The 26,502-nt window shown below is 54.0% G+C and carries 20 protein-coding genes; 17 read left to right on the top strand and 3 right to left on the bottom strand.

Translation table 11 applies throughout. The annotated features are described in order from the left end of the window. The 10 genes from PAT3040_RS38700 to PAT3040_RS16395 all read left to right on the top strand — a co-directional run. Positions 1 to 656 (top strand): AAA family ATPase (locus tag PAT3040_RS38700; protein ID WP_507763369.1); only part of this gene is annotated, 656 nt, incomplete at its 5' end. 75 nt (positions 657 to 731) lie between these two features. Continuing rightward, positions 732 to 1,223 (top strand): NUDIX hydrolase, encoded by a 492-nt coding sequence (locus PAT3040_RS16435; protein ID WP_108993592.1) that lies wholly within the window; start codon positions 732 to 734, stop codon positions 1,221 to 1,223. A 208-nt stretch (positions 1,224 to 1,431) separates the two neighbouring features. Continuing rightward, positions 1,432 to 4,491 carry an ATP-binding protein gene (locus tag PAT3040_RS16430; RefSeq protein ID WP_181376659.1) on the top strand — a complete coding sequence of 1,020 codons (3,060 nt, stop codon included), beginning with the start codon at positions 1,432 to 1,434 and terminating at the stop codon, positions 4,489 to 4,491. A gap of 18 nt (positions 4,492 to 4,509) precedes the next feature. Further along, a complete protein-coding gene (locus PAT3040_RS16425) occupies positions 4,510 to 6,330 on the top strand; it encodes a cache domain-containing sensor histidine kinase (RefSeq protein WP_108993590.1) in 1,821 nt (606 codons plus the stop codon). Beyond that, positions 6,305 to 7,903 (top strand): response regulator, encoded by a 1,599-nt coding sequence (locus PAT3040_RS16420; RefSeq protein WP_108993589.1) that lies wholly within the window; start codon positions 6,305 to 6,307, stop codon positions 7,901 to 7,903. Before PAT3040_RS16425 ends, PAT3040_RS16420 begins: the two co-directional genes overlap by 26 nt. An 82-nt stretch (positions 7,904 to 7,985) precedes the next feature. Then, positions 7,986 to 8,900 carry a carbohydrate ABC transporter permease gene (locus PAT3040_RS16415; protein WP_108993588.1) on the top strand — a complete coding sequence of 305 codons (915 nt, stop codon included), beginning with the start codon at positions 7,986 to 7,988 and terminating at the stop codon, positions 8,898 to 8,900. A 7-nt stretch (positions 8,901 to 8,907) separates the two neighbouring features. Further along, positions 8,908 to 9,759, top strand: coding sequence for a carbohydrate ABC transporter permease (locus PAT3040_RS16410; protein WP_246608563.1), 852 nt, complete (start codon positions 8,908 to 8,910; stop codon positions 9,757 to 9,759). Positions 9,760 to 9,891: 132 nt separating this feature from the next. Then, a complete protein-coding gene (locus PAT3040_RS16405; protein ID WP_108993586.1) occupies positions 9,892 to 11,241 on the top strand; it encodes an ABC transporter substrate-binding protein in 1,350 nt (449 codons plus the stop codon). A gap of 19 nt (positions 11,242 to 11,260) precedes the next feature. Beyond that, positions 11,261 to 12,919: an MGH1-like glycoside hydrolase domain-containing protein gene (locus PAT3040_RS16400; protein WP_108993585.1), complete on the top strand. Its 1,659-nt coding sequence runs from the start codon at positions 11,261 to 11,263 to the stop codon at positions 12,917 to 12,919. Positions 12,920 to 12,934: 15 nt separating this feature from the next. Beyond that, entirely contained in the window at positions 12,935 to 13,837 is a 903-nt protein-coding gene (locus PAT3040_RS16395; RefSeq protein ID WP_108993584.1) for a glycoside hydrolase family 43 protein, read from the top strand. A gap of 1,181 nt (positions 13,838 to 15,018) precedes the next feature. Here the strand turns inward: PAT3040_RS16395 and PAT3040_RS16390 are convergent. Then, entirely contained in the window at positions 15,019 to 16,104 is a 1,086-nt protein-coding gene (locus tag PAT3040_RS16390) for a CopD family protein (RefSeq protein WP_108993583.1), read from the bottom strand. Further along, entirely contained in the window at positions 16,101 to 16,712 is a 612-nt protein-coding gene (locus PAT3040_RS16385) for a copper resistance CopC family protein (RefSeq protein ID WP_181376658.1), read from the bottom strand. The genes PAT3040_RS16390 and PAT3040_RS16385 overlap by 4 nt, the downstream gene beginning before the upstream one ends. A 273-nt stretch (positions 16,713 to 16,985) precedes the next feature. Here PAT3040_RS16385 and PAT3040_RS16380 point away from each other — a divergent pair, with 273 nt between their 5' ends. After that, positions 16,986 to 18,338 (top strand): hemolysin family protein, encoded by a 1,353-nt coding sequence (locus PAT3040_RS16380; RefSeq protein WP_258235007.1) that lies wholly within the window; start codon positions 16,986 to 16,988, stop codon positions 18,336 to 18,338. A 199-nt stretch (positions 18,339 to 18,537) separates the two neighbouring features. On the opposite strand, the gene mnmA is transcribed toward PAT3040_RS16380, so the two are convergent. After that, on the bottom strand, positions 18,538 to 19,668 hold the full coding sequence (mnmA, locus tag PAT3040_RS16375) for a tRNA 2-thiouridine(34) synthase MnmA (RefSeq protein WP_108993580.1): 1,131 nt from the start codon (positions 19,666 to 19,668) through the stop codon (positions 18,538 to 18,540). 157 nt (positions 19,669 to 19,825) lie between these two features. Between mnmA and cymR the strand changes: the two genes are divergently transcribed. From cymR to alaS, 6 genes are all read left to right on the top strand, one after another. Then, positions 19,826 to 20,245, top strand: coding sequence for a cysteine metabolism transcriptional regulator CymR (cymR, locus tag PAT3040_RS16370; protein WP_087566460.1), 420 nt, complete (start codon positions 19,826 to 19,828; stop codon positions 20,243 to 20,245). A gap of 10 nt (positions 20,246 to 20,255) precedes the next feature. Then, on the top strand, positions 20,256 to 21,419 hold the full coding sequence (locus PAT3040_RS16365) for a cysteine desulfurase family protein (RefSeq protein WP_108993579.1): 1,164 nt from the start codon (positions 20,256 to 20,258) through the stop codon (positions 21,417 to 21,419). 16 nt (positions 21,420 to 21,435) lie between these two features. After that, positions 21,436 to 21,972 carry a PRC-barrel domain-containing protein gene (locus PAT3040_RS16360; protein WP_087566458.1) on the top strand — a complete coding sequence of 179 codons (537 nt, stop codon included), beginning with the start codon at positions 21,436 to 21,438 and terminating at the stop codon, positions 21,970 to 21,972. 12 nt (positions 21,973 to 21,984) lie between these two features. Beyond that, a complete protein-coding gene (locus PAT3040_RS16355) occupies positions 21,985 to 22,197 on the top strand; it encodes a YrzR-like zinc ribbon domain (RefSeq protein WP_087566457.1) in 213 nt (70 codons plus the stop codon). Between the two features lie 254 nt (positions 22,198 to 22,451). Further along, positions 22,452 to 23,522: an AI-2E family transporter gene (locus PAT3040_RS16350; protein ID WP_108993578.1), complete on the top strand. Its 1,071-nt coding sequence runs from the start codon at positions 22,452 to 22,454 to the stop codon at positions 23,520 to 23,522. A 594-nt stretch (positions 23,523 to 24,116) separates the two neighbouring features. After that, a partial coding sequence (gene alaS, locus PAT3040_RS16345; RefSeq protein ID WP_108993577.1) for an alanine--tRNA ligase occupies positions 24,117 to 26,502 on the top strand: 2,386 nt, incomplete at its 3' end.

The raw sequence follows: 26,502 nt of genomic DNA, 5'->3' as shown, positions 1-26,502 counted from the left end.
TTGAGCTGGCGGCGGTGACGACGCCCTCGCAGCCGGATGGGACCGTCCGGCTGACGCTGGAGGTGGCGCAGGAGTCCATACGGAAGCCGACCATCCGGGCGGATCTGTCCACGCAATACGACGTGCTTTCTGCCTTCCACAAGAGCGTGCGCGGCTCCAGCGATGCTGCGTTGTTCTGGTTTCTCTACGCAGTTGAGAGGCTCGGCATGGATCCCATGACGTTTATTCGCAGACTTATCGTCGCATGCAGCGAGGACATCGGTCTTGCGAATCCGCAAGCCATGATACAAGCCGTAACGGCGATGGACGCTTATCACAAGATCGGCTGGCCGGAGGCCAAATACAATATCGCACAAGCGATTCTATTTGCTGTGGAAAGTCCCAAGTCCAACGCGACGGCCGTCGCGATCGGCAATGTGATGAGTGCGATCGAGCGGGCGGGCAATGCCGAAGTTCCGCTGCATCTGCGCGATACCCATTATAAGGGCTCCGCGGAGCTCGGCCACGAGGGATATAAGTATCCGCATGATTATCCTGGCCATTACGTCAAGCAGCAGTACTTGCCGGATCAAATCGCGAGCAAGACGTTCTACCATGCCTCGGAGCAGGGGACGGAGGACCGAATCAAACAAAACCAGCAGCGTCGGTCCACTTAAAGCTGCTGGTTCGTTTTTGACGGTTTTTATTGCCGGGTTGGCGAAGAAACGAATGGAGAAGGGGAAACGAGCAGCATGGCGGAAGTTGTTGTTAAAAGAACGCCTGTATTTTACGGAGCGGTGCATCTCCTGTTTTTCCGTGAAGATGAAGTGTTGTTGCTAAAGCGGAAAAATACGGGCTTCGAGGATGGCAAGTGGAGCGTGGTGGCGGGACGGATCGATGGCAATGAAGAAGTGAAGGCGGCCGCGATTAGAGAGGCTAAAGAAGAGGCCGGCGTCGATATTGACCCGTCCGAGCTGGAGGTGACCGGCATCGCCCATCGCAGGAATCCTAACGGATCCGGTTCGGAGTGGATCGATTTTTATTTAACCGTAAGGGCCTGGAAAGGCGAGATCATGAACATGGAGCCGCATAAATGCGAGGAACTGAGATGGTTCCCGCTGAGCGAGCTGCCTTCGAATATGATCGAATACGTCAAGGTCGCCCTGAGCGAAAATCAGGACAAGCTCTGGTTCCGCAGCATAGGCTGGGATGCCGTTGTCAGTCAGGCTGCCAGTCCAAAATAAACAAAAGGCTGTCGAAAAGCTCTGGATCCCACGCCAGTCGTGAACAAGCAATCCGGGTAGTTGTGACCCAGTACCGCCTAAGGTACTGGGTTTTGCTGTACGTATTTGCCTGAACCGGGATTGTTGTCGAACGGGAGGAGGATCGTGTCGATTCATGCAGAATGTTATGTAGAGGATGGAGCTGGAGGATTGGAGCAGGATGGCATACATGTACAACAAACATATTGTTTTGTTCGGGATGATCGTCATATTCGGTCTTGTTAATATATTTAGCGTATACCAGTGGCTTTCTCCTTCCGATCGGAAGATCGAGGCCGTCGACGGCCTCCTGGACGCGAGAGGCTGGAGTTTTGCGGACGATGGCGTACTGGAGCTGCGAGGCGAGTGGGAGCTGTACGAGAACATGCTGCTCGGGCCGGATGATTTCCGGGCGGACGCAGCGCGGCTCGAATCATCGAGAGAGGTTGTTCAAGTGCCGGGCAGCTTGAAGAAGATGTTCACTTCCGGTTACAATAACGGTCACGGCGCCGCCACCTATCGATTGCTGCTGCAAGTGAACGAGACGGGAATCTATAGCTTGCGCGCCAATAAAATCCGGTTGTCCAGCCGTATTTATATAAATGGCTTCGATATTGGAGGAAACGGCAACCCGTCCATGGCGGCTGAACAATTTGTCCCAAGCAACGCTCCCTTCTTCGGATCGGTTATGCTGGAGCAAGGCGTGGCGGAAATCATCATTCAAGTAGCCAGCTACGACTATTTGGGAGGAGGAGTCGTTCAGGCTCCGGATTTCGGGTTTACGAACGATGTAAAGGCTCAACTCGATGCCGCGCGACTGGCCGACATGACATTGATCACCATCATGCTGGCATTCGGATTATATTATGCGGGCATGTTTAGACAATGGGGCAAGGAAAGATATTTAATGCATTTTTGCCTTTTTTGTTTGTCGACCGGTTTGTTTTTCAGCATCGACAATGAAATATTGGCGATGATTCTTTTTCCGGAACTCCCCTTTTCGTTGCTGCAAAAGCTGATTTTTATTTTATCTTTGTTCGCGTTTTATTTTTTTGCCACCTATGTCCACAACTATCTCGGTCAACAAAAAAATGTCGTATTTGTTTGGTTAAGCAGATTCGCGTATGTGTTTTTGGCGCTTATTATCGTATTGCCCAACCGTTATTTGACATCGACGCTTTGGCTGGCCATACCTGTTCAATTTGCCGTATTCGCGACGATCGTGTACAGCGTGTTCCGCAGTCGCAGCAGGGGCGTACATGGCAGTTATTATACGCTGCTAGGCGTCTTCTTCCTGATCGTGACCTGGCTCTTTGCGCAATTGCGTTATCAGCTGGCATTGGATAACCCTTTCTACATGATCGTTACTCCGCTGCTGCTCGTCTTGTCCCAGGCATTGCTTATGTCGGAGCGGCTTCAGGAGAACTTCCGCAAGAGTACGCAGCTGGCCGAGCAGCTACTGATCTATGACCGCCAGAAAGACGATTTTTTGGTCAAAACATCGCATGAACTGCGAACGCCGTTGCATGGCATCATTAACTTGTCCCAGTCGTTGCTTGACAACCGGGATCGCCCTCTGCAAGACGACCATCGCGACAACATCCGCCTGCTTCATCTGATGGGGCGGCGTCTCGCCGGAATCGTACACGATATACTGGACATGAACCGGATCAAGCATGGTCAGCTATTGATTCATCCTACTTCGGTCAATCTCGGAAATTCCGTTCAATTCGTTATGGAGACGTTGTCGATTGCACCTGTCAATAAGGAAGTGAGGCTCGTCAACGGGCTGCCGAACGAGCTGCCTCTGGTCATCGCCGATGAAAACAGGTTAAAGCAAATTTTGCACAACTTGCTGGAGAACGGATTGAATTTTACGGAAAGCGGAACGGTAAGTATAGCAGCCAAGCGGAAGGATGATCTCCTGGTCGTAACCGTGACCGATACCGGGATTGGCATTCCGGCCCAAGCGCTCGCCGAAATTTTTCAGCCTTTTGTAAAGTATGAGGACGAAGGCAAGGATCCTGTCCGCAGAAGTTTTGGCATCGGTCTTGGTATGGGGCTTGGCATTACGAAGCAATTGGTAGAGCTTCACGGAGGCAAGCTCCATGTGGAGTCAACGGTAGGGCGAGGCTCTACATTTTCCTTTACGCTGCCGATCGACAAACAGTCGGAAGAAGCAGCTGCAGCGATGGAGGGTGAGCCGTCTGCGATCGATATGATGTCCGGTGTTTCGCAAGGGGATCTCGAGGCGCAATTTCATGTTCTTATCGTAGATGACGAACCTTCTAATATTAAAGTATTAATCGATGCGGTAACTTCCTTGCGTTATGGATATACGGCGGTAAACAGCGGGGAAGAGGCGCTTGAGGCATTGCGGGGATCCCCCAATCCCGACTTGATATTGCTCGACTTGATGCTGACGGGAATATCGGGTCGGGAGGTATGCCGAGCCATTCGGTCCACGCAGGGGCTTGCGGAGCTGCCTGTGCTGATGCTGACAGCCTCGGGACAGACAGGCGACATCGTTGCCTCCTTCGCCGCAGGGGCCAATGATATCGTGCAGAAGCCGTTCGAGCTAGCGGAACTTAAAGCAAGGATGCAGTCGCTGCTCGCGATGAAAAGCTCTTCGGAAAACGCGATACGCAGGGAAATGGACTTTCTCCAGGCGCAAATTACGCCGCATTTTTTGTATAACACCTTAAACAGTTTGGTAGGACTAAGCTATAAGGATACGGATAAGCTTCGCGAAACGATCAATCATTTAACTACCTACTTGCGCTCCAAATTTACGTTTGTATTCGATAGCGAAATGGTTGCCTTGAGCCGCGAGCTTGAGCTGGTCAAAGCATACACGGCTATCGAGCAGCTGCGTTTCGGGCAAAGGCTGCAGATCCATTATGAAGCGGACGAAAAATTGCATTGCATGATGCCGCCCCTGACGCTTCAGCCGATTGTCGAGAACGCTGTGCGGCACGGAATCGGACAAAAGCCGTCCGGGGGGACTGTACATATTGCCGTGCGGCGAATCGGGGCGGCGATCGAAATCGTGGTAGAGGACGACGGCGTCGGTATGAGCGAGGACAAGCTGCATATGCTGGAGCAGGGGAAGTCTGGAGGGATCGGCATAAGCAACGTCAACCGTCGGCTTCAGATGCTGTACGGACACAGGCTGGACATCAGCAGCAGCGAAGGCCATGGAACCCGAGTCAAGCTGGAAATTCCGTGTTCGGCGATTTCTGATGAGTAACAGGCTGGGAGGAAGGTTATGTTCTACTCGCTCAAAAGCAGGCTTATCGCAATCTTTATTTTATTGTTCGTGTTGTCCTTCGGCGCGTTGTCGGCCGTCTTGTTTAACGAATCGCGGTCGATCATCCTCTCACAACTGGAGTCCTCCGCGCTGGAGAAGATGGAGGAGTACGGCTCCTATGTAGACATGGTACAGATGGGAGTATACGATGTCGCTTCGCTCGTGTTCAACAACGAAACGACTCGCGATTGGGACGATCGGCTCGGGGAGGAGGGCTTGCCTACGGGAGAGAAGATCCTTTCCAACCTGGAGATGAGCACCTTCCTTACCCAAGCGACCAACAGCTATACGAGCGTGCAACGCGTAACGGTGTACCGCGATGACGGTCTGTGGGTCAGCGGCGAAAATCAATTCGGGGAAGATGCGACGTTTCTTGGAGAGAGCTGGTATCGGGATTTCAAGGGAAAGGGGGAACGCTGGGTGGCCGGGCATGTCGACCTTGTCGAGCGGCGTTTTAATAATGACAATCCCGTCGTCAGCATGATTATGCCTATCGCCGAGTTCGAGCCCAGGCACGCAAGCGCCTTCATGAAAATCAATGTAAGCACCGACTATTTCCTGGAGCCGCTGGACCGAATTCACCTGGGAGTGACGGGCTCCATCCATCTGCTTGGCTCCAACGGGCTGCCGATGCTCGGCCAAGAAGGCTTCGAGCCGACGGAGGAGAGGACGGAGCTGGTGCGAACGCTTAAGCAGGACTCACGCAAGCAAGGCGTCATCCATTCGGACAATTCAAGCGGTCAGAGGGAGATCATCGTCTTTAAAAAGCTGAAGCGGACGAACTGGATGCTGGTCGGCATCGTGCCGGAGAGCGATCTGTACGCGGAGCTGTTCGACCTCCGCCAAAGTATGATCGCGATCGCCACGCTGGTGCTCCTATTATCCGTCGGGCTCGCGATATGGCTGTCCCACAGCATCTCCAAGCCCCTGTCCCGCCTCGTCGCAGCCATGCGGCACGTCCAGCGCGGCGACTTCGCCCAGGCGGAGCTTCGAATGCCGCCGGAAGTGGGGCTTCGCAATGAGGTCGGTTTTGCAACATCTACGTTCCGTAAGATGGTCGTCCAGCTTCGTCAGCACATCAAGACGGAATTTGAGCTGAAGCTGCTCCGTCAGCAGGCGGAGTACAAGGCGCTCCTTATGCAGATCAATCCGCACTTCCTGTTTAACACGCTGGAGCTGATGAGCAGTCTGGCCATGCAGAAGCGAACGGATGACAATGTGGACGTTATCGAATCGCTAGGAAGGATGATGCGCTTTTCCTTGCGCATGAGCGATGATATTGTGAGCCTGGGGGATGAACTCAAATACGCAGGCGATTACGCCTCCATCCTTCGCGTGCGCTTCGGCGACCGCCTCCACCTTTCCATCGACAAGATGGAAGGATTGGAACGGCACACCGTCATCAAGTTCATACTCCAGCCTCTGATCGAAAACGCCGTGAAATACGGATTCAGGCACGGCACGGAAGTCTACGTGGATGTAAGGGCGGAGCGGGCGGAAGGCCATATCCGACTAGTCGTGGAAGACAATGGTCCAGGTATTCCCGAGGAGACAATCAACGAGCTGCGGGACAAAACGCTGAGTGCCCGAATGGAGGATGTGCTCGTGAGCAAGAGCAAGCAGATCGGGCTCGGCAACGTGCTTGCCCGGTGCGGCCTCTATTACGGGGACTTGTTCCGGTTCCATATCGGAACAAGCGAACTCGGCGGCGCCTCCATTGCGCTGCTCATTCCGATACAGGAGGAACTAAGCGATGTACAACGTGATGATCGTGGATGACGAGCAGGAGATCCGGCAAGGCATCCGGCTCAAGGTGGATTGGGAGGCGCTCGGACTGCGAATCGCGGGGGAAGCCTCCAACGGCAAGGAAGCGCTGGAGCTGCTGGAGCAGGAGCCTTGCGACATCGTTATAACGGATATGAATATGCCGGTCATGGACGGCTTGTCGTTTCTGGAGGCTTGCAGGAGGCTGGATCCCGGCATTTGTCTCATCGTGGTGACCGGCTACGAGGATTTCCAATACGCCCATGCGGCTGTTCGTCACCAAGCGAGACATTATTTGCTCAAGCCAGTCGCGCGCGACGAGCTGACGGATGCGCTCGTAAAAGTCAAGACGGAACTCGATAAGGAAGTAGAGGACGCGCGGCGCGCCAAAGATATGGAGTGGCAGCTCTCCCGGTACTATAAGGAGCTGAGGGACGGATTCCTCTTGCAATTGGCGAGGGGAGGCGCGGAAGAGCCCGGCGGACGTCTGGAGCGGGCGAAGCGATTCGGACTGGAAGCGTGGAACGAAGGCGCCGTGTGGTTCGTAAGCGCAGGACTGCTGGAGCGCTCCGAAGGAGAGGAGAGCCGTCCCGCGCGTCAATTTCGGCTTCCCTTCGAGCTGCTCTGCCGCGAGCTGGCCGAGCGCAGGGAGGATGCCGTGCTAATATTCCGGGACGAGCATTATCCCGGTCTCATACATGCCATCGTCCGCGGCGACAAAGGTCAAGCCCATGCCTATATGGACGAGCTAAGGGGAGCCGTCCGCAGCCATCTCGGCTTCGAGCCGACGATAGGCATCGGGGAAGCCGTAACGGGATTTGCCCAGTGGAGGGAAGGATTTTCCACCGCTTTGCTGTCCTGGCATCTGTCGGAAGGCAACGGCCGCCAAACGGATCGTCCCTCGGAGGAGCCGGCATTTCTGCCGGAAGAGAAGCTTCAGCTGCTTCACCGCGTGCTGAAGAAGGGAGAGCTGGAAACGTTCGGACGGCTCGTCATGGAGTCGTTGGTGGAGGCGCAGCAATATTCCAGAACGATGCTGGTGAAAACGATCTTCCGGCTTCATCTCGCGATAGAATCGTTTGCGGAGCAAGCAGGAGCTCCCTTCGACGGCAAAGACTCCTTATGGCTGCGTCCGGATGTCGCTTTGCAGCTTCGGACGCCGGAGCTGGCGGCCGACCATCTCCGCAAGCTGGCGGGTTCCGTCGTCGACCGGTTGGGCGAACGCGGAGAAGACGCGGAGATTTCCGTCATCGAAGCTTCCCGGGCCTACATCGACGAAAATTACATGTACGAGCTGAACCTGACCTCGCTGGCCGAGAAATTCAACTACAACCCGTCTTACTTCTCGGAATTGTTCAAGGCGAAGACGGGGAAGACGTTCATTGGGTACGTATCGGATGTGAGAATGGGGCATGCGGCCAAGCTTCTGACGGAGACGTCCCTCGGGCTGTGGGACATATCCGAGCTGACGGGTTTCTCCAATCCAAGCTACTTCAGCTCCCGGTTCAAACGTATGTACGGCTTGTCTCCGTCCGAATACCGCCAGCGCCCATCTGAAAAAAACGATAGCGAACTCCCGAAGAAATAAGATGTTAACGAAAAGCCTCCTTGCTTATGATGAATGTACAGCACGTTTGATCGTGCATTCATCACTCGAAGGGGGCTTTGCCATGGGAACTTCACGCAAATCCTTGGCTCGCGATCAGAATCGGACGGCGTATCTGTTTCTGCTGCCGTGGCTGCTCGGATTTTTCCTGTTGACGGCCGGACCGATGGCCGGCTCGCTGTACTTATCGCTTACGAAATACACGCTGCTGTCCCCGCCGACCTGGATCGGAGTCGAGAACTACGCGCGCATTTTTGCCGAGGACGACACGTTTAGAGGCTCCTTGTGGCTGACGTTTAAATATGTGTTCCTCTCCGTGCCGCTCAAACTGGCCTTCGCGTTAATGATCGCCATGGTGCTGAATAAAGGGCTGCGCGCGATCGGCTTGTATCGGACGGTGTATTACATTCCATCCCTGCTTGGAGGAAGCGTGGCGATCGCGATCGTCTGGCGCCAGATTTTCGACGGAACCGGCGCGGTCAACCGCGCTCTGGCCTGGCTTGGCATCGAAGGGCCGTCCTGGATTGCCCATCCCGACTATATTATTCACACGATCGTGACGTTATCCGTGTGGCAGTTCGGTTCGGCAATGGTTATCTTCCTTGCCGGTCTCAAGCAGATTCCCTCCGATCTGTACGAAGCGGCGCAAGTGGATGGCGCCAATGGCTGGCGACGGTTCAGCCGCATTACGCTGCCCATGCTGACGCCCGTCATTTTCTTCAATCTTGTTATGGGCGTCATCAATTCGTTCCAGGCATTCACGCCGGCATTCGTTATCGGCGACGGCCGCGGCGGCCCGCTTGACGCAACAATGTTCTACACCCTGTACCTGTATCTGAAAGGGTTCTCGTTCTTTGAAATGGGATATGCATCGGCGCTCGCCTGGATCATGCTGCTGATTATCGGATTGTTGACGGCCGTCATTTTCGTCACTTCGAAATATTGGGTGTTCTATGGCGATAATAAGGAAGGGAGGTAAGGAGGCCATGACTACCGCAACTACTATGAAAACCAGACTTGCCGGGCCGCTCAAGCATCTGCCCGTCATCGCTTTGGGACTGCTGATGATATATCCCGTGTTATGGCTGATTGCCAGCTCCTTTAAGCCGAATCAGCTCATCTTCTCCGACCCTTCCTTATGGCCCGCTACGTTTACGCTGGACAATTACAAGAACGGCTGGGCTGGTTTTCAGGGGATTTCGTTCGGCCGATTTTTCGCGAATTCGTTTGTCATCTCCATCCTTAGCGTGCTTGGCAACGTTATAACTTGCTCGCTTGCGGCGTTCGCGTTCGCCAGGCTAAAGTTTTCGTTCGGCAAGCTTTGGTTCGCCCTTATGCTTGTGACGATCATGCTGCCTTACCATGTAACGCTGGTGCCGCAATACGTCATCTTTAACGAGCTGCACTGGATCAATACGTATTACCCGCTCGTCCTGCCGAAGTGGCTGGCGACCGACTCGTTTTTTATTCTGCTTATGGTGCAGTTTATTCGGGGGATACCGAAGGACCTCGACGAAAGCGCGACGATCGACGGCTGCAACTACAAACAAATTTATTTCCGCATCATGCTGCCATTGCTGACGCCGGCGCTTATTACAACCGCGATCTTTACATTCATCTGGACCTGGGACGACTTCTTTAGCCAGATGATATATCTGAGCGACATTCGTCTGTTCACCGTGCAGCTCGGGATTCGGGCGTTGTTCGACCCAAGCGGTTCCTCGGACTGGGGAGCGCTGCTGGCCATGTCAGCCTTGTCCCTGCTTCCGATAACGGCTGTATTCCTCGTCTTCCAGCGTTACTTCCTGGAAGGCATCGCGACGACGGGATTAAAGTAAAGCGGGCGAAGGCACCCGAAAAAATGATAAGTCAAGTGCCGAAGGAATGGTATGCCGCTTCCTTCGGTCATTCGGTAAGATGACGTTGTAAGGCGAAGTCACATCACATTTACGATAATGGGGGAGATCGACATGTTAAAACGTCAACGTCAATTAGCAGTAGGTGCGGTTGTCGCAATCAGCATGCTGGCTACGGCTTGCTCGGGAGGAACGGGAGCGGGAGGCGCGGTAAGCAGTTCACCGAGCCCTGACAACGCGGGCGGCACCAACGCTGGCGGAGGAGAGCAGGTAGAGCTGCGCGTCATGTGGTGGGGAGACCAGGCGCGTGCCGATATTACGAACCAGGTCCTGAAGCTGTTCATGGACAAAAATCCGAACATCAAGGTCATCGGAGAATTCGCTCCTTCATCCGGCTACTTCGACAAGCTGAATACGCAGCTTGCTTCCGGAACGGCGGCGGACGTCTTTTTCCTGGGAGGCAACGTTGTCGATTACGCGAACAAGGATGTGCTGCTGGACCTGACGCCGTACGTCGGCAATGAACTGGATCTCTCCGACATGGATCCTGCGATGATTCAATATGGCACGCTCGCCGACAAGCTGGTCCATGTATCGGCTGGCGCGAACGCAAGGGGCATCGTCGTAAATACGAAGTTATTCGAGCAAGCAGGCATTCCCGTGCCGCAGGACGGCTGGAATTGGGACGATTACGCCAGAATCAGCAACGAAATCGCGGCCAAGCTTGGCGATGGCTACTATGGCACGTATAACTTCACGTTCGAGGGCATGGACATCGCCTACAAGCAAAACGGCGCCCAGCTCTACGATATGGCGGCCGGCAAGCTCGGTTTCGAGGAGAAAAACGCGCTGGACTGGTTCGGCTACTGGTCGAAGACGTCGGAAGGCGGCGGGGTTGTAACGCCGGAGCTTGCGGTATCGCATCCAATCGATGATCCCAGCAAATCGTTGATCACTTCCGGCAAAGCCGCGATGAACCTCATTCCTTCCAATCAGCTCGGAGCTTATCAAGGACTGACGGAAGATCCTCTGACGATGGTGCAGCTGCCGAGAGGACCGAAGGGAACCGGCGTCGTGTTCGAATCCAGCCAAGGCTTGTCGGGTTATGCGAAGACGGAGCATCCGAAGGAAGTCGCTATGCTGATCAGTTTCTTTATTAATGATCCGGAAGCGGCGAAGATTCTCGGCAACAACCGCGGCGTGCCCGTAACGTCGAAGAACCGCAGTCTGCTGGAAGCGGAAGCGAGCGACGTCGACAAAATCGTATACGATTACACAAGCCGGGTATCCGACGCTACGAAAACCGAGCCGTTCGCGGTCAGCTACAATCCTCCGGGCAACGCCGAATTCGAGAAGATGGGCAAAACAACGGTGCAGGAAATCGGTTTCGGACGCAAGACGGTAGAGCAGGCGGTCAAGGATTTCTACCAGAACGCGGTCAAAATTTTAAATAGCAACCAATAATGGCAGGTGATCTCTCATCATGATTGAACAATTGCTGGGAAAATTACGAAACCGTACTATCCGCGAAAGGTTCGGTTCGGCGAACGGCCTAAGTCCCGAGCACGAAGCGGTCGCGGCAGAATGGGAGGCAGGGGGCGTCGCGTTTGCGGCGTCCTCCGGCCAGTTGGAGGAGACGCACGGCAACGCGATGAGATCGCTGCTGAGCTGCATCGTGCCTACCGGCGCAAGCAGGACGCCTATCCTGCACGAGGGAGGCGTGTACCGGGGCTGCTGGCTGGAGAGCACGGGCACGATCAATGCGGAGCTGCTGTCGAGGTTCGTGCCTTCCGTCGCGGAAGCGACTTTTGCCTCGTTTGCCGAGCATCAGCGGAAAGACGGGCTAATGCCCTACAAGGTTACGGAGCTTGGTCCGGCCTTCCGGCAAATTCAGCTGGTGACGCCGCTCGCGAGATCCGTATGGAATCATTACCGTCTTAATGGTGGCGGCGAAGCCTTTCTTAACCGCATGTACAGCGCCATGGAGCGCTACGATGATTGGCTGATGCAGTACCGCAATACTCGCGGAACCGGCTGCATCGAGGCGTTTAGCACATTTGACACGGGGCATGATCTATCGCCGAGGTTTTGGCATGTTCCGGATACGCCGCACGGAGGAGATCCTGCCTCTGTCGATCCTAATTCGCCCGTTCTCCCGTTTCTCGCGCCGGATCTGACGGCCAACGTCTATTGCCAGCGTTTGTATCTGGCCAAGATGGCGGAGACGCTCGGTCTTCCGGATTCGGGATGGGGCGTCAAAACAGAGCAGACATTGGAGGCTCTTTTCGGTTATTGCTTCGACGAGCGGGATCGGTTCTTTTATGACCGCGACCGTCATGAGCGATTCGTGCGTATTCAGTCCGACGTACTGCTGCGGGTAATGGCTTGCGAGGTTGGAGACCGCGGCTTCTTCGACGAGATGCTTGGGCGGTATTTGCTCAATACGCGCAAGTTTTTCGCCAAATATCCTTTTACGTCTATCGCCATGGATGATCCCAGATTCGACCCGTCCTCCGCTTACAACACCTGGGGGGGCACATCGAACTTCCTAAGCATCATCAGGGCGCCTCATGCGTTCGAGCTACACGGCCGCCATGTGGAGCTGACCTGGGTTATTCAGCCGATTCTGTCCGCCGTCGCTCGGATGAAGAGATTCGGGCAGACAATAAGTCCGTGGACGGGGGAAGAAGGGTACACGGAAGCTTATTCGCCTTCGATCCTATGCGTGCTGGACTTCGTCGAAAGGCTGTGCGGCATTCGTCCTACGCCGGACGGCGAACTATGGTTTACGGCCTTAAGACCGTACCCATTGGACCACGGCGAAGAAATCGCCGAAGAGACGGCATACAGCAGAACGGTAGACGGCATTCGGTTTGAGCTGATAAACGGTAAAGAAGGCTCCGTGCTGTATCGGGACAACGCGATATGGATGACGTTCCCGGGCGGCATTAGGGTGAGGACGAACGGCAAGGGAGAGCTGCTTGGTTTGACAGGGATGTCCGTACAGAAGGTCCGCGGGGAAGTCGAGTGGAACGGGGCTCGGACTACTTTCGAAGTCAATGGCAATGAAGTGCTGGCTTACAGGGATGGGACGTTCGTCAGCGTTCAGGATATTGGCATCGTCTATCCAACGTACGAATAAGAGGAGGCACGATGCATGAAAACGCTGGAGGACATTCAAATTCGCGACCCTTTTGTCGTTCCGCTGGAGCGGGAGGGCCGATATTATATGTACGGCAGCACGGACAGCAACATTTGGGGAAAGGGAACGGGCTTCGATGCGTACGTTAGCGAGGACCTGGCAACATGGGATGGACCGCTGCCGGTGTTCCGCCCGGATGAGAACTTTTATTCCGACACAAACTTCTGGGCGCCGGAGGTGTATCAGGTCGGCGAACGATGGTATATGTTCGCGACGTTCCGCCGCAAGGATAATGATTTGCTTGGCACGGCCGTACTGGTCGCCGAAAGTCCGCTTGGTCCCTTCGTACCGCACAGCGACGGTCCTGTAACGCCAGTGGAATGGAGCTCGTTGGACGGCAGTCTGCATCTGGATTCGGAGGGAAATCCCTGGATGGCGTTCTGCCACGAATGGCAGCAGACAGGGGACGGAGAGGTGCGGGCGGTTCGACTGTCTGCCGACTTGAAGCGGGCCGAGGGCGAGTCTGTGCTTCTGTTCAAGGCTTCGGAGGCTCCGTGGACGACGCCATTCCTTCATAAACGTTATCCCGGACGGAACAATTATGTAACGGATGGTCCCTATCTGTTCCATGGGGAGGACGGTGTGCTGAACATGTTATGGGCGAGCTTCATCGACAATCGGTACGCGCTGGGCCTTGCCCGTTCCCGTTCCGGGGATGTGCTGGGGCCTTGGGAGCAAGCACCGGATCCTTTGTATCGCGACGATGGCGGTCACGGGATGGTGTTCCGCACCTTCGGCGGCGAGCGGCTGCTGGCCGTTCATGCTCCGAACCAAACACCTGACGAGCGCCCCATTTTTCTACGTCTCGAGGAAGCGGATGGCGGCATCCGGACATACGGAAGGTATGCGGAGGAATGATTCGGGCGAACCAAGCGCAGGATGTATATACGGGAGCCACGAAAAGGCAGGTTCGGTGCCATTGTGTATGAAATTTCATACTCGCGGGCTCTGAAAAGGCGAGTCCGGTGCTATTGTGTATGAAATATCATACACGCGAGCCCTGATAAGGCGAGTCCGGTGCCATTATGTATGAAATTTCATACACGCGAGCCCTGATAAGGCGAGTTCGGTGCTACTGTGTATGAAATTTCATACTCGCGGGCACGAAAAGGCAGGTCCGGTGCTATTGTGTATGAAATTTCATACTCGCGAGCCCTGATAAGGTGAGTTCGGTGCTATTGTGTATGAAATTTCATACACGCGAGCCCTGATAAGGTGAGTCCGATGCTATTGTGTATGAAATTTCATACTCGCGGGCCACGAAAAGGCGAGTTCGGTGCTATTGTGTATGAAATATCATACACGCGAGCCTCGAAGCCGCCAGACGGAGCTCGCTCATTTGCCAAGCATCAAGCTCTTCGAATTTAGCAATCGTAAAGAGGATACTCCTCCTCTTCCTCCTCCTTCTCAATAACCATTCCGAGGAGGTCTTTTCTTTGAACAGAGATGTGATTCGAATGAAATGGGAATCTCAAGTCCAGGTAGTCCAAGCAAGTGGCGAAATGACGAAGCATTGGCGCAAAGTCAAACCAATCAACCGCCGTCAGTTTTTCGCTTGGTTGAAGAAGCTGAATGAGTCATCGGCGTCCTCCAGAAGCAATAGGGGTTGTCCAAAACGCCAAATTGTGAATTTTCGAGACCCAAGTCAAGTCGGATTTTTTAAAGTAAAAGGACCTCATCACCACTTTACAGTGGAAATCGAGGTCCTTTCACGTATAGATGGGAACGTTGCCCTATCATTCGAGCACTTCTGGGACAGCGCTATTTCGTACTCAGGGTCAAAACGACGGGTGATCAACGATGGCAAATTATCGGTCGGTTATCACGATCGGCAATTGTATTATGGCCAACCCGCACCCGCAATAAGGGCCGAAGCTGCTGCAATGATCAATCGTTTGCCGCGGACAGCGCAGCGCCAATTAAATAATTTAAATAGAAGAACGGTTATTACCGCGAGTTCTGTTTATTGCGAGAAACGTGGAAACATGGATCTACAAAAGAGAACAATTGCTATCGCGCGTACGGCTAAAATGAAAATGTCAAGCCATAGAGAACATGGCGCCAAGATAGGCGAATACAGCCGCGAAAATGCCCATCGCCAGCGCGAAAGCCGGGCGTCTGGCACGATACATCGCGATGATGCCGCCAAGCATAATAAGCGCTGCGGCAAATAGCATAAGACCGCTGCCCGTCCAGTTAAACGTAAAATCCATGTCCGGACTGTAAGGGGCTTGGAAGATGCGCGTGAACAACGGAGACGGAGATTCCACCTGCAGCGTCTCCTGCACGTTGTGCGGAGGCGCTTGCTGACCGAGAACAGCAGTAGCTGCAAGGACAAGCAGGGCAACTACGCCTTCTGCCTTGAGCCAGACCCTCGGGCTGAACGACTCGTTGTTCAGAGACATTTTTCGGTAGAGAAAGCCATTGGTAAACGCAAAGACGAGCAAAGGCAAAATTAGCGCATGCTTAAGCAAAAGCGCCTGACCGTACGGCAAGATCCAAGACTTGACATAGTCCTGCGTAGTAAAGGTCATGAGCGTAAAACCGGCTGCAAGTGTTAAAATAACGGCTCCTATGGCGACAGGGGAGAACCAGCCCAGGAACGCCGGCCAATTCCGGTCATCCTTGGCGAACCAGCCCGCAACGAACAGGATGCCAATCCATACCGTGAAGCCTAAGAAATGCGCCGTATGTATAATCAAACCTTTGGTAGGGCTCAACGATGAAGCATGGCTGGCATAACCTAACCAGACGATTAGCAGAAGCGTTACGAACAATGCGATCTTGGGCAAATGGCGGTCCTTGCGGAACGACTTGACGCCAAGCAGTACTATAAGTCCGGCAGAGCCGACGACTGTCCATACCCATGCTTTGCCGGAATTAACGTCGATCAGAATGCTGCGCATCATCTCTCCGTACGAAATTTCGAATTGGGTGGAGAACAACATGGCAAGACTATGAAGCGGAACAAAAGAAAGCACGGGAATCGCGGCAACGCATGCCAGCAATACGCCATCCGGCACATGTATGGATGGCCGAAGCCGCTCCGGTATGAGCCGGAGCAGCAGCGAGCCCGTCAAAATGGCAAAGCAGATGTAAAGTAAACCTTCGCTAATATAGATCATGGTTTCCTTCTTTTAAGGAGTACCGCCGCAACCGCTACGATAACGATAATACCGCCAATCGCGATCAAAGGCGACATGCCGGATTTGTCCTCGTTATTGCCGGTTTCCTCCGAATCCGGCGGCGTGGATGGCGATGGGGAAGGTGTCGATTCATTATCTTCCGTCGCAGCAGGCTCCTGGGTTGCGACAGGCTCTTCCGTCGCTTCCCCGTCAGTAGGAGCTACAGTGGCCGTTGGCTCAGGTGTCGCCGTTGCTGCCGGAGTAGCTATCGAGAAACCGTATTGGCCTTCGATGGCGTGTCCGTCTGCGCCGACAATCGTCCATTTGACGGTATAATCTCCGTTGCCGAGCGGAGCGTTCGGCCGATTGGACATCGTGTCGCCCTCCACCAGCGTCTCGCCAAGCGCAACCTCCGCGCCGCTTGCATCAAACAATTTGAAGTTGCTGATTTTCTCGATTTGCGTGTCGTAAGTAAGCCGGATTTCCTGAGGCGCCGCTTCCGATGTGGAATCCTTCTCCGGTACGCTTTCCGTCAGCTTGGAGTGGGCAAGCGCCGCTTGCGGAAGCAGCCAGATAAGAGCCAGACAGATCAACAATATACGTTTCATAATCATTTTCCTCCTCTTTGCTATGTGATGGTAATTATTGGCGTTCTGCGGGCAAGGCTCCTATCATTATACCAAAACAAAATCGCCGCTGACGAAACGTCCCCCATGAATTCGTTGCAGAGTCGTGAACTTTCTATGTTTCGTTTCGTTTACGACATTCATAAAGGAAAAGCCGCCATGAATATATATCAATTATGATATCCAGTCGTCTGCAAGGGAGGTGGGCCTGCCGTCAGCCATGCTACCGGCATGCAGCGTCGGGCGGGACAACGTTTGAGTGAACCCTTATCATTAGGCTGGTTGTTTGTCGTCGTATTGGCCATCATGGGAATGTACGCTTTTTTTGTTGCGGCTCATGCGGCAATTACCCTTGCCCGAATGAACCGGGTCGAAGAGCTCGGGAAGGAGGATGGATTCCCTCGTCATCCGCTTGCGGGCTCACTATTGGAAAGCCGCGGGCTCTACGCAGCGGCATGCCGGCTGGGCAAGGCAATTGCCGTGATCGGATTAGGTTTGTTGTCTTATTGGGCAGCAGAAGGACGCGTCTCCCCATGGCTGGAAGAGTTAGGTGCAGGCTCTCCGGATACGTCATGGGTGTTGTCTTGTATCATCGTATATACGATCAGCGTCACCTTGTTGTTCGTATTTGGGGAGTTGATTCCGCTAAGAGCCGTCGAGCGCAATACGGAAGCTGCATTGCTTCGCATGGCCCGCCCGATCAGACTGACGTATATCTTGCTCCTGCCCGTGTTGCGCCTGCAATTGCGAATTGCGAACGTCTTTATGCCGATGTTGGGTATCGATCCGTCGAATGGTTATGGAGACGCACATACGGAAGCAGACTTGCGGACTCTTATGAAGGAAAGCCATCAGAGAGGTTATATCGACCAGACCGAGCTTACGCTTGTCGATAATATCTTCGAATTCACCGACACAACCGCCCGCGAAATCATGATACCCCGCATCGACATGATTTGTTTGCGAGCAGGCCTCTCTCTCTCGGCGAACAAGGCTATCGCCATTGGGCACATGCGTACCCGATATCCCGTCTGCGAACATGATAAAGACAATATAACAGGTTTCGTTCATATTAAAGACCTGCTCAAGGACGATCAGCGGCAATCCAGCGATCTGTCTTCGTTGATCCGTCCTGTAACGACGGTTCCGGAGAATATCCCCATTAGCGTTCTGCTCAAGCTGATGCAGAAGAAACGAAGCCAGATCGCCATTTTGATCGACGAATACGGAGGGACCTCCGGGCTTGTCACGCTGGAGGATATTATGGAACAGATCGTAGGCGATATTCAGGACGAATTCGATACCGAAACCCCAGGGATTATAAAGCGGGAGGATGGCTCGCATTCGATCAGCGGGCTTATGTTGATCGAAGAGGTCAACAGCTACTTCGGCACGGCGATCGAGACGGATGAGTTCGACACGATTGGCGGATGGATGTACGCAAGGGTCGACTTCCCGCCAAAGATCGGGCAGCATGTCGCCGTCGACGGACAATATGAAATGCTTGTTGAGGAGACATTGCATTTGCGCGTTTCTCGTCTTACTGTCCGCAGCTTGGAGGCTGAAGCCAGGCACGGACAGTCCGACATTGTTTTCCTCGGCGATTAGCGATAAGCCAAACAGGACGAACCGATACTGCGGCTGATAACTACAGTTGGGTTCGTCCTATTAGAGGTAGTTCAAAAAGTCCGCTTTTGATCACGAAGTATACCAAGAAGCGTACTCTCATGTGCTGAAAACCGAACTTTTTGAACACTCATTATTAGTGTTTCGCCTCGAGATCGTTCGGTGGTCTTTCGGACTCTTATTATACCGGCAAGTCTGCAGGCACTTTGTTTACGACGTCGATCGTGCCGCCGCCCAAGCATTGTTCTCCGTCGTAGAAGACGACGGCTTGTCCCGGAGTTACGGCCTTTTGAGGTGTGTCGAAGTTAACGAGTGCCGATCCGTCATTGCGGAGAGTCACCGTAACTCCCTGATCGGGCTGGCGATAGCGGAACTTCGCGGTGCACCGTAGCGGTCCTTCGCTCCCCCCGCGCGGCACAATCCAGTTGATGTCCGTAGCGATCAGACTCTCCGAATAAAGGCTGACATGTTTCTCCCCTTGAACGACGTACAGAATGTTACGCTCCAGATCCTTCTCCGCAACGAACCAAGGTTCGCCGGAGCCTGTCCCCGAACCGCCGATGCCAAGTCCCTGGCGCTGTCCGAGCGTATAATACATGAGACCGTCATGACGGCCCTTCTTCTCGCCGGTGCGGATATCGATCATATCGCCGGACTTGGCCGGCAAGTACCCGCTAAGGAACTCCTTGAAGTTCCGCTCGCCGATAAAGCAGACGCCGGTGCTGTCCTTCTTTTTGGCCGTGTACAAGCCGGCTTCTTCCGCGATTCTGCGCACTTCGGGCTTTGGCAGATGTCCGATGGGGAACATCGCCTTCGCAAGCTGATTCTGATTCAGCGCGCTCAGGAAGTAAGTCTGGTCCTTGTTGCCGTCCACGCCCCGCAGCAGGCGAGTCGTGCCGTCCGCATCGCGTTCGACGCGGGCGTAATGGCCTGTCGCGAGGTAGTCGGCGTTAAGCTCTAGAGCTTTGTTAAGAAAGTCGCCGAATTTGATCTCCCGATTGCACATTACGTCGGGATTGGGCGTACGTCCGCGCTTGTATTCGTCGAGGAAATAAGAGAATACTTTATCGTAATACTGCCGCTCGAAATTGACTGTATAATAAGGAATGCCGATCTGATCGCATACGCGGCGTACATCCTCGGAATCTTCTTCCGCCGTGCAATGACCGAACTCGTCGGTATCGTCCCAATTTTTCATGAATATGCCGATGACGTCGTAGCCTTGCTGCTTGAGCAGAAGAGCCGTCACGGAAGAGTCGACGCCGCCCGACATGCCGACGACGACGCGCGTATTCGCATTGTTCTTGACCAAAATAATCACCGCCTAATGGATTAAAGCATGCTCCATTGTACCATATCGACAAAAGTTTTTCATGAAAGAATAAAGCTTTTTGCACACGATTGGCAATCGATATGTTAACATATAAGGATGATGGGAATACAGTGTTTTATAGAGAGAGGTGCTATCAATGAAAATATCGACAAAAGGCCGTTACGGACTCACCATAATGATGGAGCTTGCAGCCAAATTCGGCGAAGGCCCTATCTCCTTGAAAAGCATTGCAGAGCGCAATGGATTATCCGAGCATTACCTGGAGCAGCTGGTCGCCCCGCTTCGAAACGCAGGGTTAGTCAAGAGTATTCGAGGCGCATACGGCGGATACATATTGTCCAAGGACCCCGCCGACATTACTTCAGGGGATATCATCCGCATTCTCGAAGGACCGATCTCGCCGGTAGACTTTACGGAAGAGGACGACCCCGCCAAGCGCAACCTGTGGCTGCGGATCCGCGACAGCATTGCGGAGGTGCTCGATTCCACGACGCTCGAGAACTTGATTAATTACCAAGACGCCGACAAAAAAGACTCCTATATGTTCTACATTTAAGGTGACGAATATGAACAACCATTATTTCGACCATGCCTCCACAACGCCCATGCATCCAGAAGCCGTGAGAACGATGGTAGAGCTGATGCAAGGCCCTGGCGGCAACGGTTCCAGCGTTCACGCGTACGGACGGGCTGCCAAAAGCCGAATCAGCCGTGCGCGTGATTCTATTTCAGCGGCAATCGGCTGTAAGCCAGGCGAGCTGATGTTTACCTCCGGCGGTACGGAGAGCAACAATACCGCCCTGATCGGAGCGGCAACAGCTCAGCGCAAAAAGGGCAGAAGCCATATCGTGACATCGGCTGCGGAGCATCATGCCGTGCTCCATACCTGCGAATGGCTAAGAGACGAAGAAAATTTCGAACTTACGATATTGCCCGTGGACGAGTATGGCAGCGTCGACCCGAATCAGGTTGCAGATGCGCTTCGGCCGGATACGGCGCTTGTCAGCATCATGCATGGCAATAACGAAGTAGGCACGCTGCAACGTATTGGGGATATCGGCGAAGCGGTCCAGGCTATCGGCGCGGTCTTCCATGTGGACGCCGTCCAGACACTTGGTTTGATCCGCTACGAGCTTTCCCGGATGCCTGTCGATCTGATGAGCTTTTCCGCCCACAAGATAGGCGGGCCTCAAGGCGTTGGCGCATTGTATATAGCTGCCGGAACGCCTTTCGAGCCATTAATCCACGGTGGTTCGCAGGAGCGGAAGCGCCGCGCCGGAACGGAAAATGTTGCCGGAATCGCGGGATTCGCCGCCGCGCTTGACATTTGTGTGAACGAACGAGAAAAAAAGCAACCTTATTTGGACAAGCTTCGTAAGAAATGGGTAGAGCTTTTGCAGGCAGGCATTGGCAGCGAGTTAATTGTTATTAACGGCCATCCTGACCCGACCTTTCAATTGCCGCATATTGTCAATGTCAGCTTCTTGGGCTTGCAGACAGAGAGCATGCTTATGAATCTGGATATGGCCGGCATAGCAGCCGCAAGCGGTTCGGCGTGCACATCGGGATCTCTGGAGAAGTCACATGTGCTCAAAGCGATGAACTTATCTCCGGAGCGGCTGGACTCGGCCGTAAGATTTAGCTTCGGATTGGGGAATACTTTGGAGGAACTGGAGGATGCGGCCCGGGCTGTCGTGGCGATCGCGGACCGTATCCGAAACAAAGGATAGGAGGATTCCTTCCACAGTGATCAAACTCCAAAGGCTGATCGGGCTGCCGGTCATCGTAATCCATTCCGGGAAACTCGTCGGCACCGTCAAGGATGCTTGGTTCGACGAACATTGGCGTCTCAAAGGTTTAATCCTGGAGTTCGCCAAGTGGTTCGCGGCAACGGCGCGCGCAGTTTCATGGGACGATGTATTGACGTGCGGGGAAGATGCCGTTATCATCTCCAAAGAAGATGCGGTCATTGCCATGAAACCGAAAGAAGTGAGCCGGGCGTTTCACGCCGGCATTATCAAGTTGAAGGATCTGCCCGTCGTTACGGTGCATGGCGTTCAGCTCGGACGGGTGTCGGATGTTTATTTTTTCCCGTTTCAGGGTACACAGATAGTAGGCTATGAGCTTACAGACGGTTTTGTTTCGGATCTGATGGAAGGGCGTAAATGGCTGAAAGCGCCGAGTGATCCGGATGAGGTATTGCTCGGGGAAGACGCGATTATCGTTCCTGCTGTCAGTGAAGCGGAATTGGAGCCTGTCGCAGCTTCCAATTTCAGAGAATAGGGAGAAATGTTTATGATGAGATGTCCGAATTGCAATTCGAAAGATATCGGGAAGATCGGTTCCCACCAGTTTTATTGCTGGGGCTGTTTTATTGAATTGACGGTCAACGGCGAAAAGATGTCGGTGTACCAGGTCGAAGAGGACGGCACGCTTAGCTCGCTCGACGATTTGTTTTTTGAAGATGAGGCTGCTCACAATCACGTCCATGAACAGCTAAACGGATAATTAAGTAAAGGTCTTGGACTACCATTATTTCCATGACTATACTCGAGGCGGCCGAAAGGCCGTCATTTAGTGTTTATTTCGACGATACGAAAAAAACTCCCTCCCTCGTTCGGACATCCGGCTCGGATTATAAAGAGGATGATTCCCCCAACTTGTACATATACTGAACTAGATGCACGCACGATTGATGTCCGGGGCTTAAAGCAGCCTGTCTGACCAAAGATCGCGCTGCTGCAAGTACGGGGGGTGCAAGGGTGGAACGGTTCACTAACAACAAGCTGTTCGTGTGGCTTGTCTACTTGATTCTCGGTCTTATCGCGATTTATTTCCTGCTGCAGTTGAAGCCGTTGTTCGTCACGATCTACGTCTTCCTCAAGGCGGTGCTGGGACCGTTTATTATCGCGATGATTATCTCCTACGTGCTTAATCCTATCGTGACCATGCTTCACGAACGCAAGGTGCCAAGAACGATCGCGGTGCTGCTCATCTATGCCGTATTCTGCGCGGCCATAGCGGTGCTGCTCGTCAATCTGATTCCCATGTTTGTGGGGCAAGTGCAGGAGCTCAATCATCATATTCCGGAATTGACGATGCGCGCGCAAAGCATCGTGACGGATCTCAATAATACATCGTTCCTGCCGGAGAGTTTCCGCGATGGCGTGGACAAGGCATTGCTAAGTATCGAAAAGCGGATCTCGGAGTCGCTGCTCCATCTGGTCAACAATATCGGCTCCATGCTGAGCGCGGTGTTCGTCGTGTTCATTATCCCTTTTCTTGCGTTTTACATCCTCAAGGATTTTGATGTGTTCGAGCGCACCATCATTACGTATGTGCCGAAGTCCCATCGGAAGAACACGGTTCGCCTTATGAAGGACATCGACCAGGCACTTGGAAGCTATATACGAGGACAGTTCCTTGTCTGCGTCATCGTAGGCACGCTGGCTTACGGAGGGTATCTCCTGATCGGCATGCCGTACGCGCTCCTGCTCGCCAGCGTAGTTGCGATCACCAATGTCATTCCGTATTTAGGACCGTTCTTCGGCGCGGCGCCCGCGCTTCTCATGGCGTCCACCATCTCTCTCAAAATGATGATTTACGTGGCCATAGTGAATACGCTGTGTCAAATTCTGGAGGGCAACGTCGTCTCGCCGCAAGTCGTCGGGCGCACGCTGCATTTGCATCCGCTGCTGATCATATTTGCCTTGCTTGCGGGAGGCCAGATCGCCGGCATCGCCGGCATGATACTCGCCGTCCCGATCTTTGCGGCCTGCAAAGTGATTGTCCAGCATATGTTTGCCTATTATGTTAGGCGAAAGATCATTTGACAGCGATTCGAGGGACCGCTATAATTTGTGCAAGCATATATACAAATAAAGGTTCTAAAATCCGGTTTCAATATCTTGGATTTTTGAACGTCCTTAAAGCTATGATGAAAATAAGTAGGCTATTCATAACCCGCCTGCCAGAGAGAGCGCTTCTTCGTTTCCATTGCCGCAAGGCGGAAAACGTCGGTTGAGAGAGCGCTTCTGCGGAGAATGGCCGAAAGCTGTTTTCGGAGCGTGAACGAACTTCACCGGATGGACCCGTTATCGTCCACGAAGGCGATCGCGCTTATGCAGCGCGATAACCAGGGTGGTACCGCGATAATCATTCGTCCCTGTCATTGACAGGGGCGTTTTTTATTTGTCACAACAGAGGAAGTTCAAAAAGTCCGCTTCCCATTACGAGGTATGCCTAGAAGCTTACTCGACATCGAATATTGAACGCAACCGAACCATCCGGTGCTCACGTAGCTCTGCTACGCTCCGCTCCTCCGTTTCTAGTTGCCTTCAATCTTCTCGGTACTGAGAACCGAACTTTTTGAACACGAATTTATCGCGAGCGGGCAGCCGCATCGACAAACAGGGAGGAACGAAATCATGAAAGCTAGCGAAATCAGATCCAAGTGGCTTGCATTCTTCGAAAGCAAAGGCCATAACATCGAGCCGAGCGCGTCGCTCGTGCCGCATAACGACCCGTCCCTGCTCTGGATTAATGCGGGAATGGCGCCGCTCAAGCCGTATTTTGACGGCCGCATCATTCCGGACAATCCGCGGATCGCGAACTCGCAGAAATGCATTCGCACAAACGATATCGAGAACGTAGGCAAGACGCGCCGTCACCACACGTTTTTCGAAATGCTGGGCAACTTCTCCATCGGCGACTACTTCAAGGAAGAAGTCATTACGTGGGCATGGGAATTCCTGACCGACAAGAAGTGGATCGGTTTCGACCCGAACCGTCTGTCGGTTACCGTGTACCCGGAGGACGAAGAAGCGTTCCGCTTCTGGAATGAGAAGATCGGCCTGCCTGCAGAGCGCATCTACAAGCTGGAAGAGAATTTCTGGGACATCGGAGAAGGTCCTTGCGGACCGTGTACCGAAATCTTCTACGACCGCGGCGACAAATACGGCGACCTGTCCGATCCTGAATGCTGGCCCGGCGGCGAGAACGAACGGTTTCTGGAAGTGTGGAATCTCGTATTCTCGCAGTTCAACCATAACAAGGACGGTAGCTACACGCCGCTTCCGAACAAAAACATCGATACAGGCGCCGGTCTGGAGCGCTTTGCGTCCATCCTGCAGGACGTGGACTCCAACTTCGACACAGACCTGTTTCGTCCCATCATCGACCGGACTTGCGACATTGCCGGCGTGAAGTATAAAGTCAACGAAGATCAGGATATAGCGCTAAAGGTCATCGCGGATCATGTCCGCACGGTAGTCTTCTCCGTAGGCGATGGCGTTATGCCGTCGAACGAAGGACGCGGCTACATTATTCGCCGTTTGCTGCGCCGTGCGGTCCGTTATGGGAAATCGCTCGGCGTAGACCGTCCGTTCCTGTTCGAACTGACGCCGATCGTAGGCGAAGTGATGGGCGTATACTACCCGGAAGTGGTCGAGAAACGCGAGTTCATCGAGCGCGTCATCCGCACGGAGGAAGAGCGGTTCCACGAGACGCTGTCGGACGGCCTCGTCTTGCTGGAAGCGCTCGTAAAGGGCGCGAAGGAAGCGGGAGCCGGCGCGATCGGCGGCACCGACGCCTTCAAGCTGTACGACACGTATGGATTCCCTTTCGACCTGACGGAAGACTTTGCGATGGAGCACGGATTGTCCGTCGACCGCGAAGGCTTCGACGCCGCGATGGAAGCGCAGCGGGAGCGCGCTCGCGCCGCTCGCCAGGATACCGGCAGCATGAAGGTGCAGGGCGGACCGCTTGCCGACTTTACGGATAAAAGCGTGTTTGTTGGCTATAATGACTTGGTAACTAAAGCCCAAATTACGGCAATTATTCTCGATGATTCGTTAGTCGACTTGGCAGGCGAAGGCAGCCGCGTAGCGGTGCTGCTCGACCATACGCCGTTCTATGCCGAGAGCGGCGGACAAATCGGCGACAAAGGCACGATCCAGGGCGGCGGCTTCACGCTGCAAGTCGAAGACGTGACGAAAGCTCCGCATGGCCAGAACGTGCATCATGCCGTTGTCGTCTCCGGCACGGTTCGCTCCGGAGAAACCGTAACAGCGGCCGTCGCCAGATCCTCGCGTGAGGATATTATTAAGAATCATACGGCTACGCATCTGCTGCACAAGGCGCTGAAGGAAGTGCTGGGCGACCATGTCAATCAAGCGGGATCGCTTGTAGAAGAGGAGCGTCTCCGGTTCGACTTCTCCCACTTCGGCAGCATTACCGCCGAGGAGCTTGCGCTTATCGAGCGCAAAGTGAACGAGCAGATCTGGATCGGAACAAATGTTGACATCTCCAATAGATCGCTTAACGAAGCCAAGGCGATGGGCGCGATGGCGCTCTTCGGCGAGAAGTACGGCGATGTCGTCCGCGTCGTGCAGGTCGGGCAGTACAGCCTGGAGCTGTGCGGCGGCTGCCATGTGGGCAATACATCGCAGATCGGCCTCTTCAAGCTGCTTGGCGAGAGCGGCATCGGTTCCGGCGTGCGCCGGATCGAGGCGGTAACGGGCAGACATGCTTATGCTTACTACGAGGAGCAGTTGGAGCTGCTTAAGCAATCCTCCGCGCTGCTCAAGTCGAACATTGCGGACGTTCCGAAGCGAATCGAAGGTCTGTTCAGCCAAGTAAAAGAACTCTCCCGCGAGAACGAGTCGCTTCAGGCGAAGCTGAGCCGCATCGAAGCGGGTTCGCTGGAAACGCAGGCCGTCAAGGTTGGCGACATCCAGGTGTTATGCGCGAAAGTGAGCGCGCCGTCGATGGACGCGCTGCGCGGTATCGTCGACGAACTAAAGCTCAAGCTGC

The sequence above is a fragment of the Paenibacillus agaridevorans genome (assembly GCF_003112455.1).
Classification (GTDB): domain Bacteria; phylum Bacillota; class Bacilli; order Paenibacillales; family Paenibacillaceae; genus Pristimantibacillus; species Pristimantibacillus agaridevorans.
Note: the sequence above shows the minus strand (reverse complement) of the source record. Positions and strands in the feature narration are given on the sequence as shown.

Bases quoted from the DNA above. Each gene is read 5' to 3' on its own strand.
- PAT3040_RS16410 (WP_246608563.1), top strand. From the start codon at position 8,908: ATGACTACCGCAACTACTATGAAAACCAGACTTGCCGGGCCGCTCAAG.
- PAT3040_RS16425 (WP_108993590.1), top strand. From the start codon at position 4,510: ATGTTCTACTCGCTCAAAAGCAGGCTTATCGCAATCTTTATTTTATTG.
- PAT3040_RS16415 (WP_108993588.1), top strand. From the start codon at position 7,986: ATGGGAACTTCACGCAAATCCTTGGCTCGCGATCAGAATCGGACGGCG.
- PAT3040_RS16435 (WP_108993592.1), top strand. From the start codon at position 732: ATGGCGGAAGTTGTTGTTAAAAGAACGCCTGTATTTTACGGAGCGGTG.
- PAT3040_RS16430 (WP_181376659.1), top strand. From the start codon at position 1,432: ATGTACAACAAACATATTGTTTTGTTCGGGATGATCGTCATATTCGGT.
- PAT3040_RS16400 (WP_108993585.1), top strand. From the start codon at position 11,261: ATGATTGAACAATTGCTGGGAAAATTACGAAACCGTACTATCCGCGAA.
- cymR (WP_087566460.1), top strand. From the start codon at position 19,826: ATGAAAATATCGACAAAAGGCCGTTACGGACTCACCATAATGATGGAG.
- PAT3040_RS16385 (WP_181376658.1), bottom strand. From the start codon at position 16,712: ATGAAACGTATATTGTTGATCTGTCTGGCTCTTATCTGGCTGCTTCCG.
- PAT3040_RS16420 (WP_108993589.1), top strand. From the start codon at position 6,305: ATGTACAACGTGATGATCGTGGATGACGAGCAGGAGATCCGGCAAGGC.
- PAT3040_RS16405 (WP_108993586.1), top strand. From the start codon at position 9,892: ATGTTAAAACGTCAACGTCAATTAGCAGTAGGTGCGGTTGTCGCAATC.
- PAT3040_RS16395 (WP_108993584.1), top strand. From the start codon at position 12,935: ATGAAAACGCTGGAGGACATTCAAATTCGCGACCCTTTTGTCGTTCCG.
- PAT3040_RS16365 (WP_108993579.1), top strand. From the start codon at position 20,256: ATGAACAACCATTATTTCGACCATGCCTCCACAACGCCCATGCATCCA.
- PAT3040_RS16390 (WP_108993583.1), bottom strand. From the start codon at position 16,104: ATGATCTATATTAGCGAAGGTTTACTTTACATCTGCTTTGCCATTTTG.
- PAT3040_RS16355 (WP_087566457.1), top strand. From the start codon at position 21,985: ATGATGAGATGTCCGAATTGCAATTCGAAAGATATCGGGAAGATCGGT.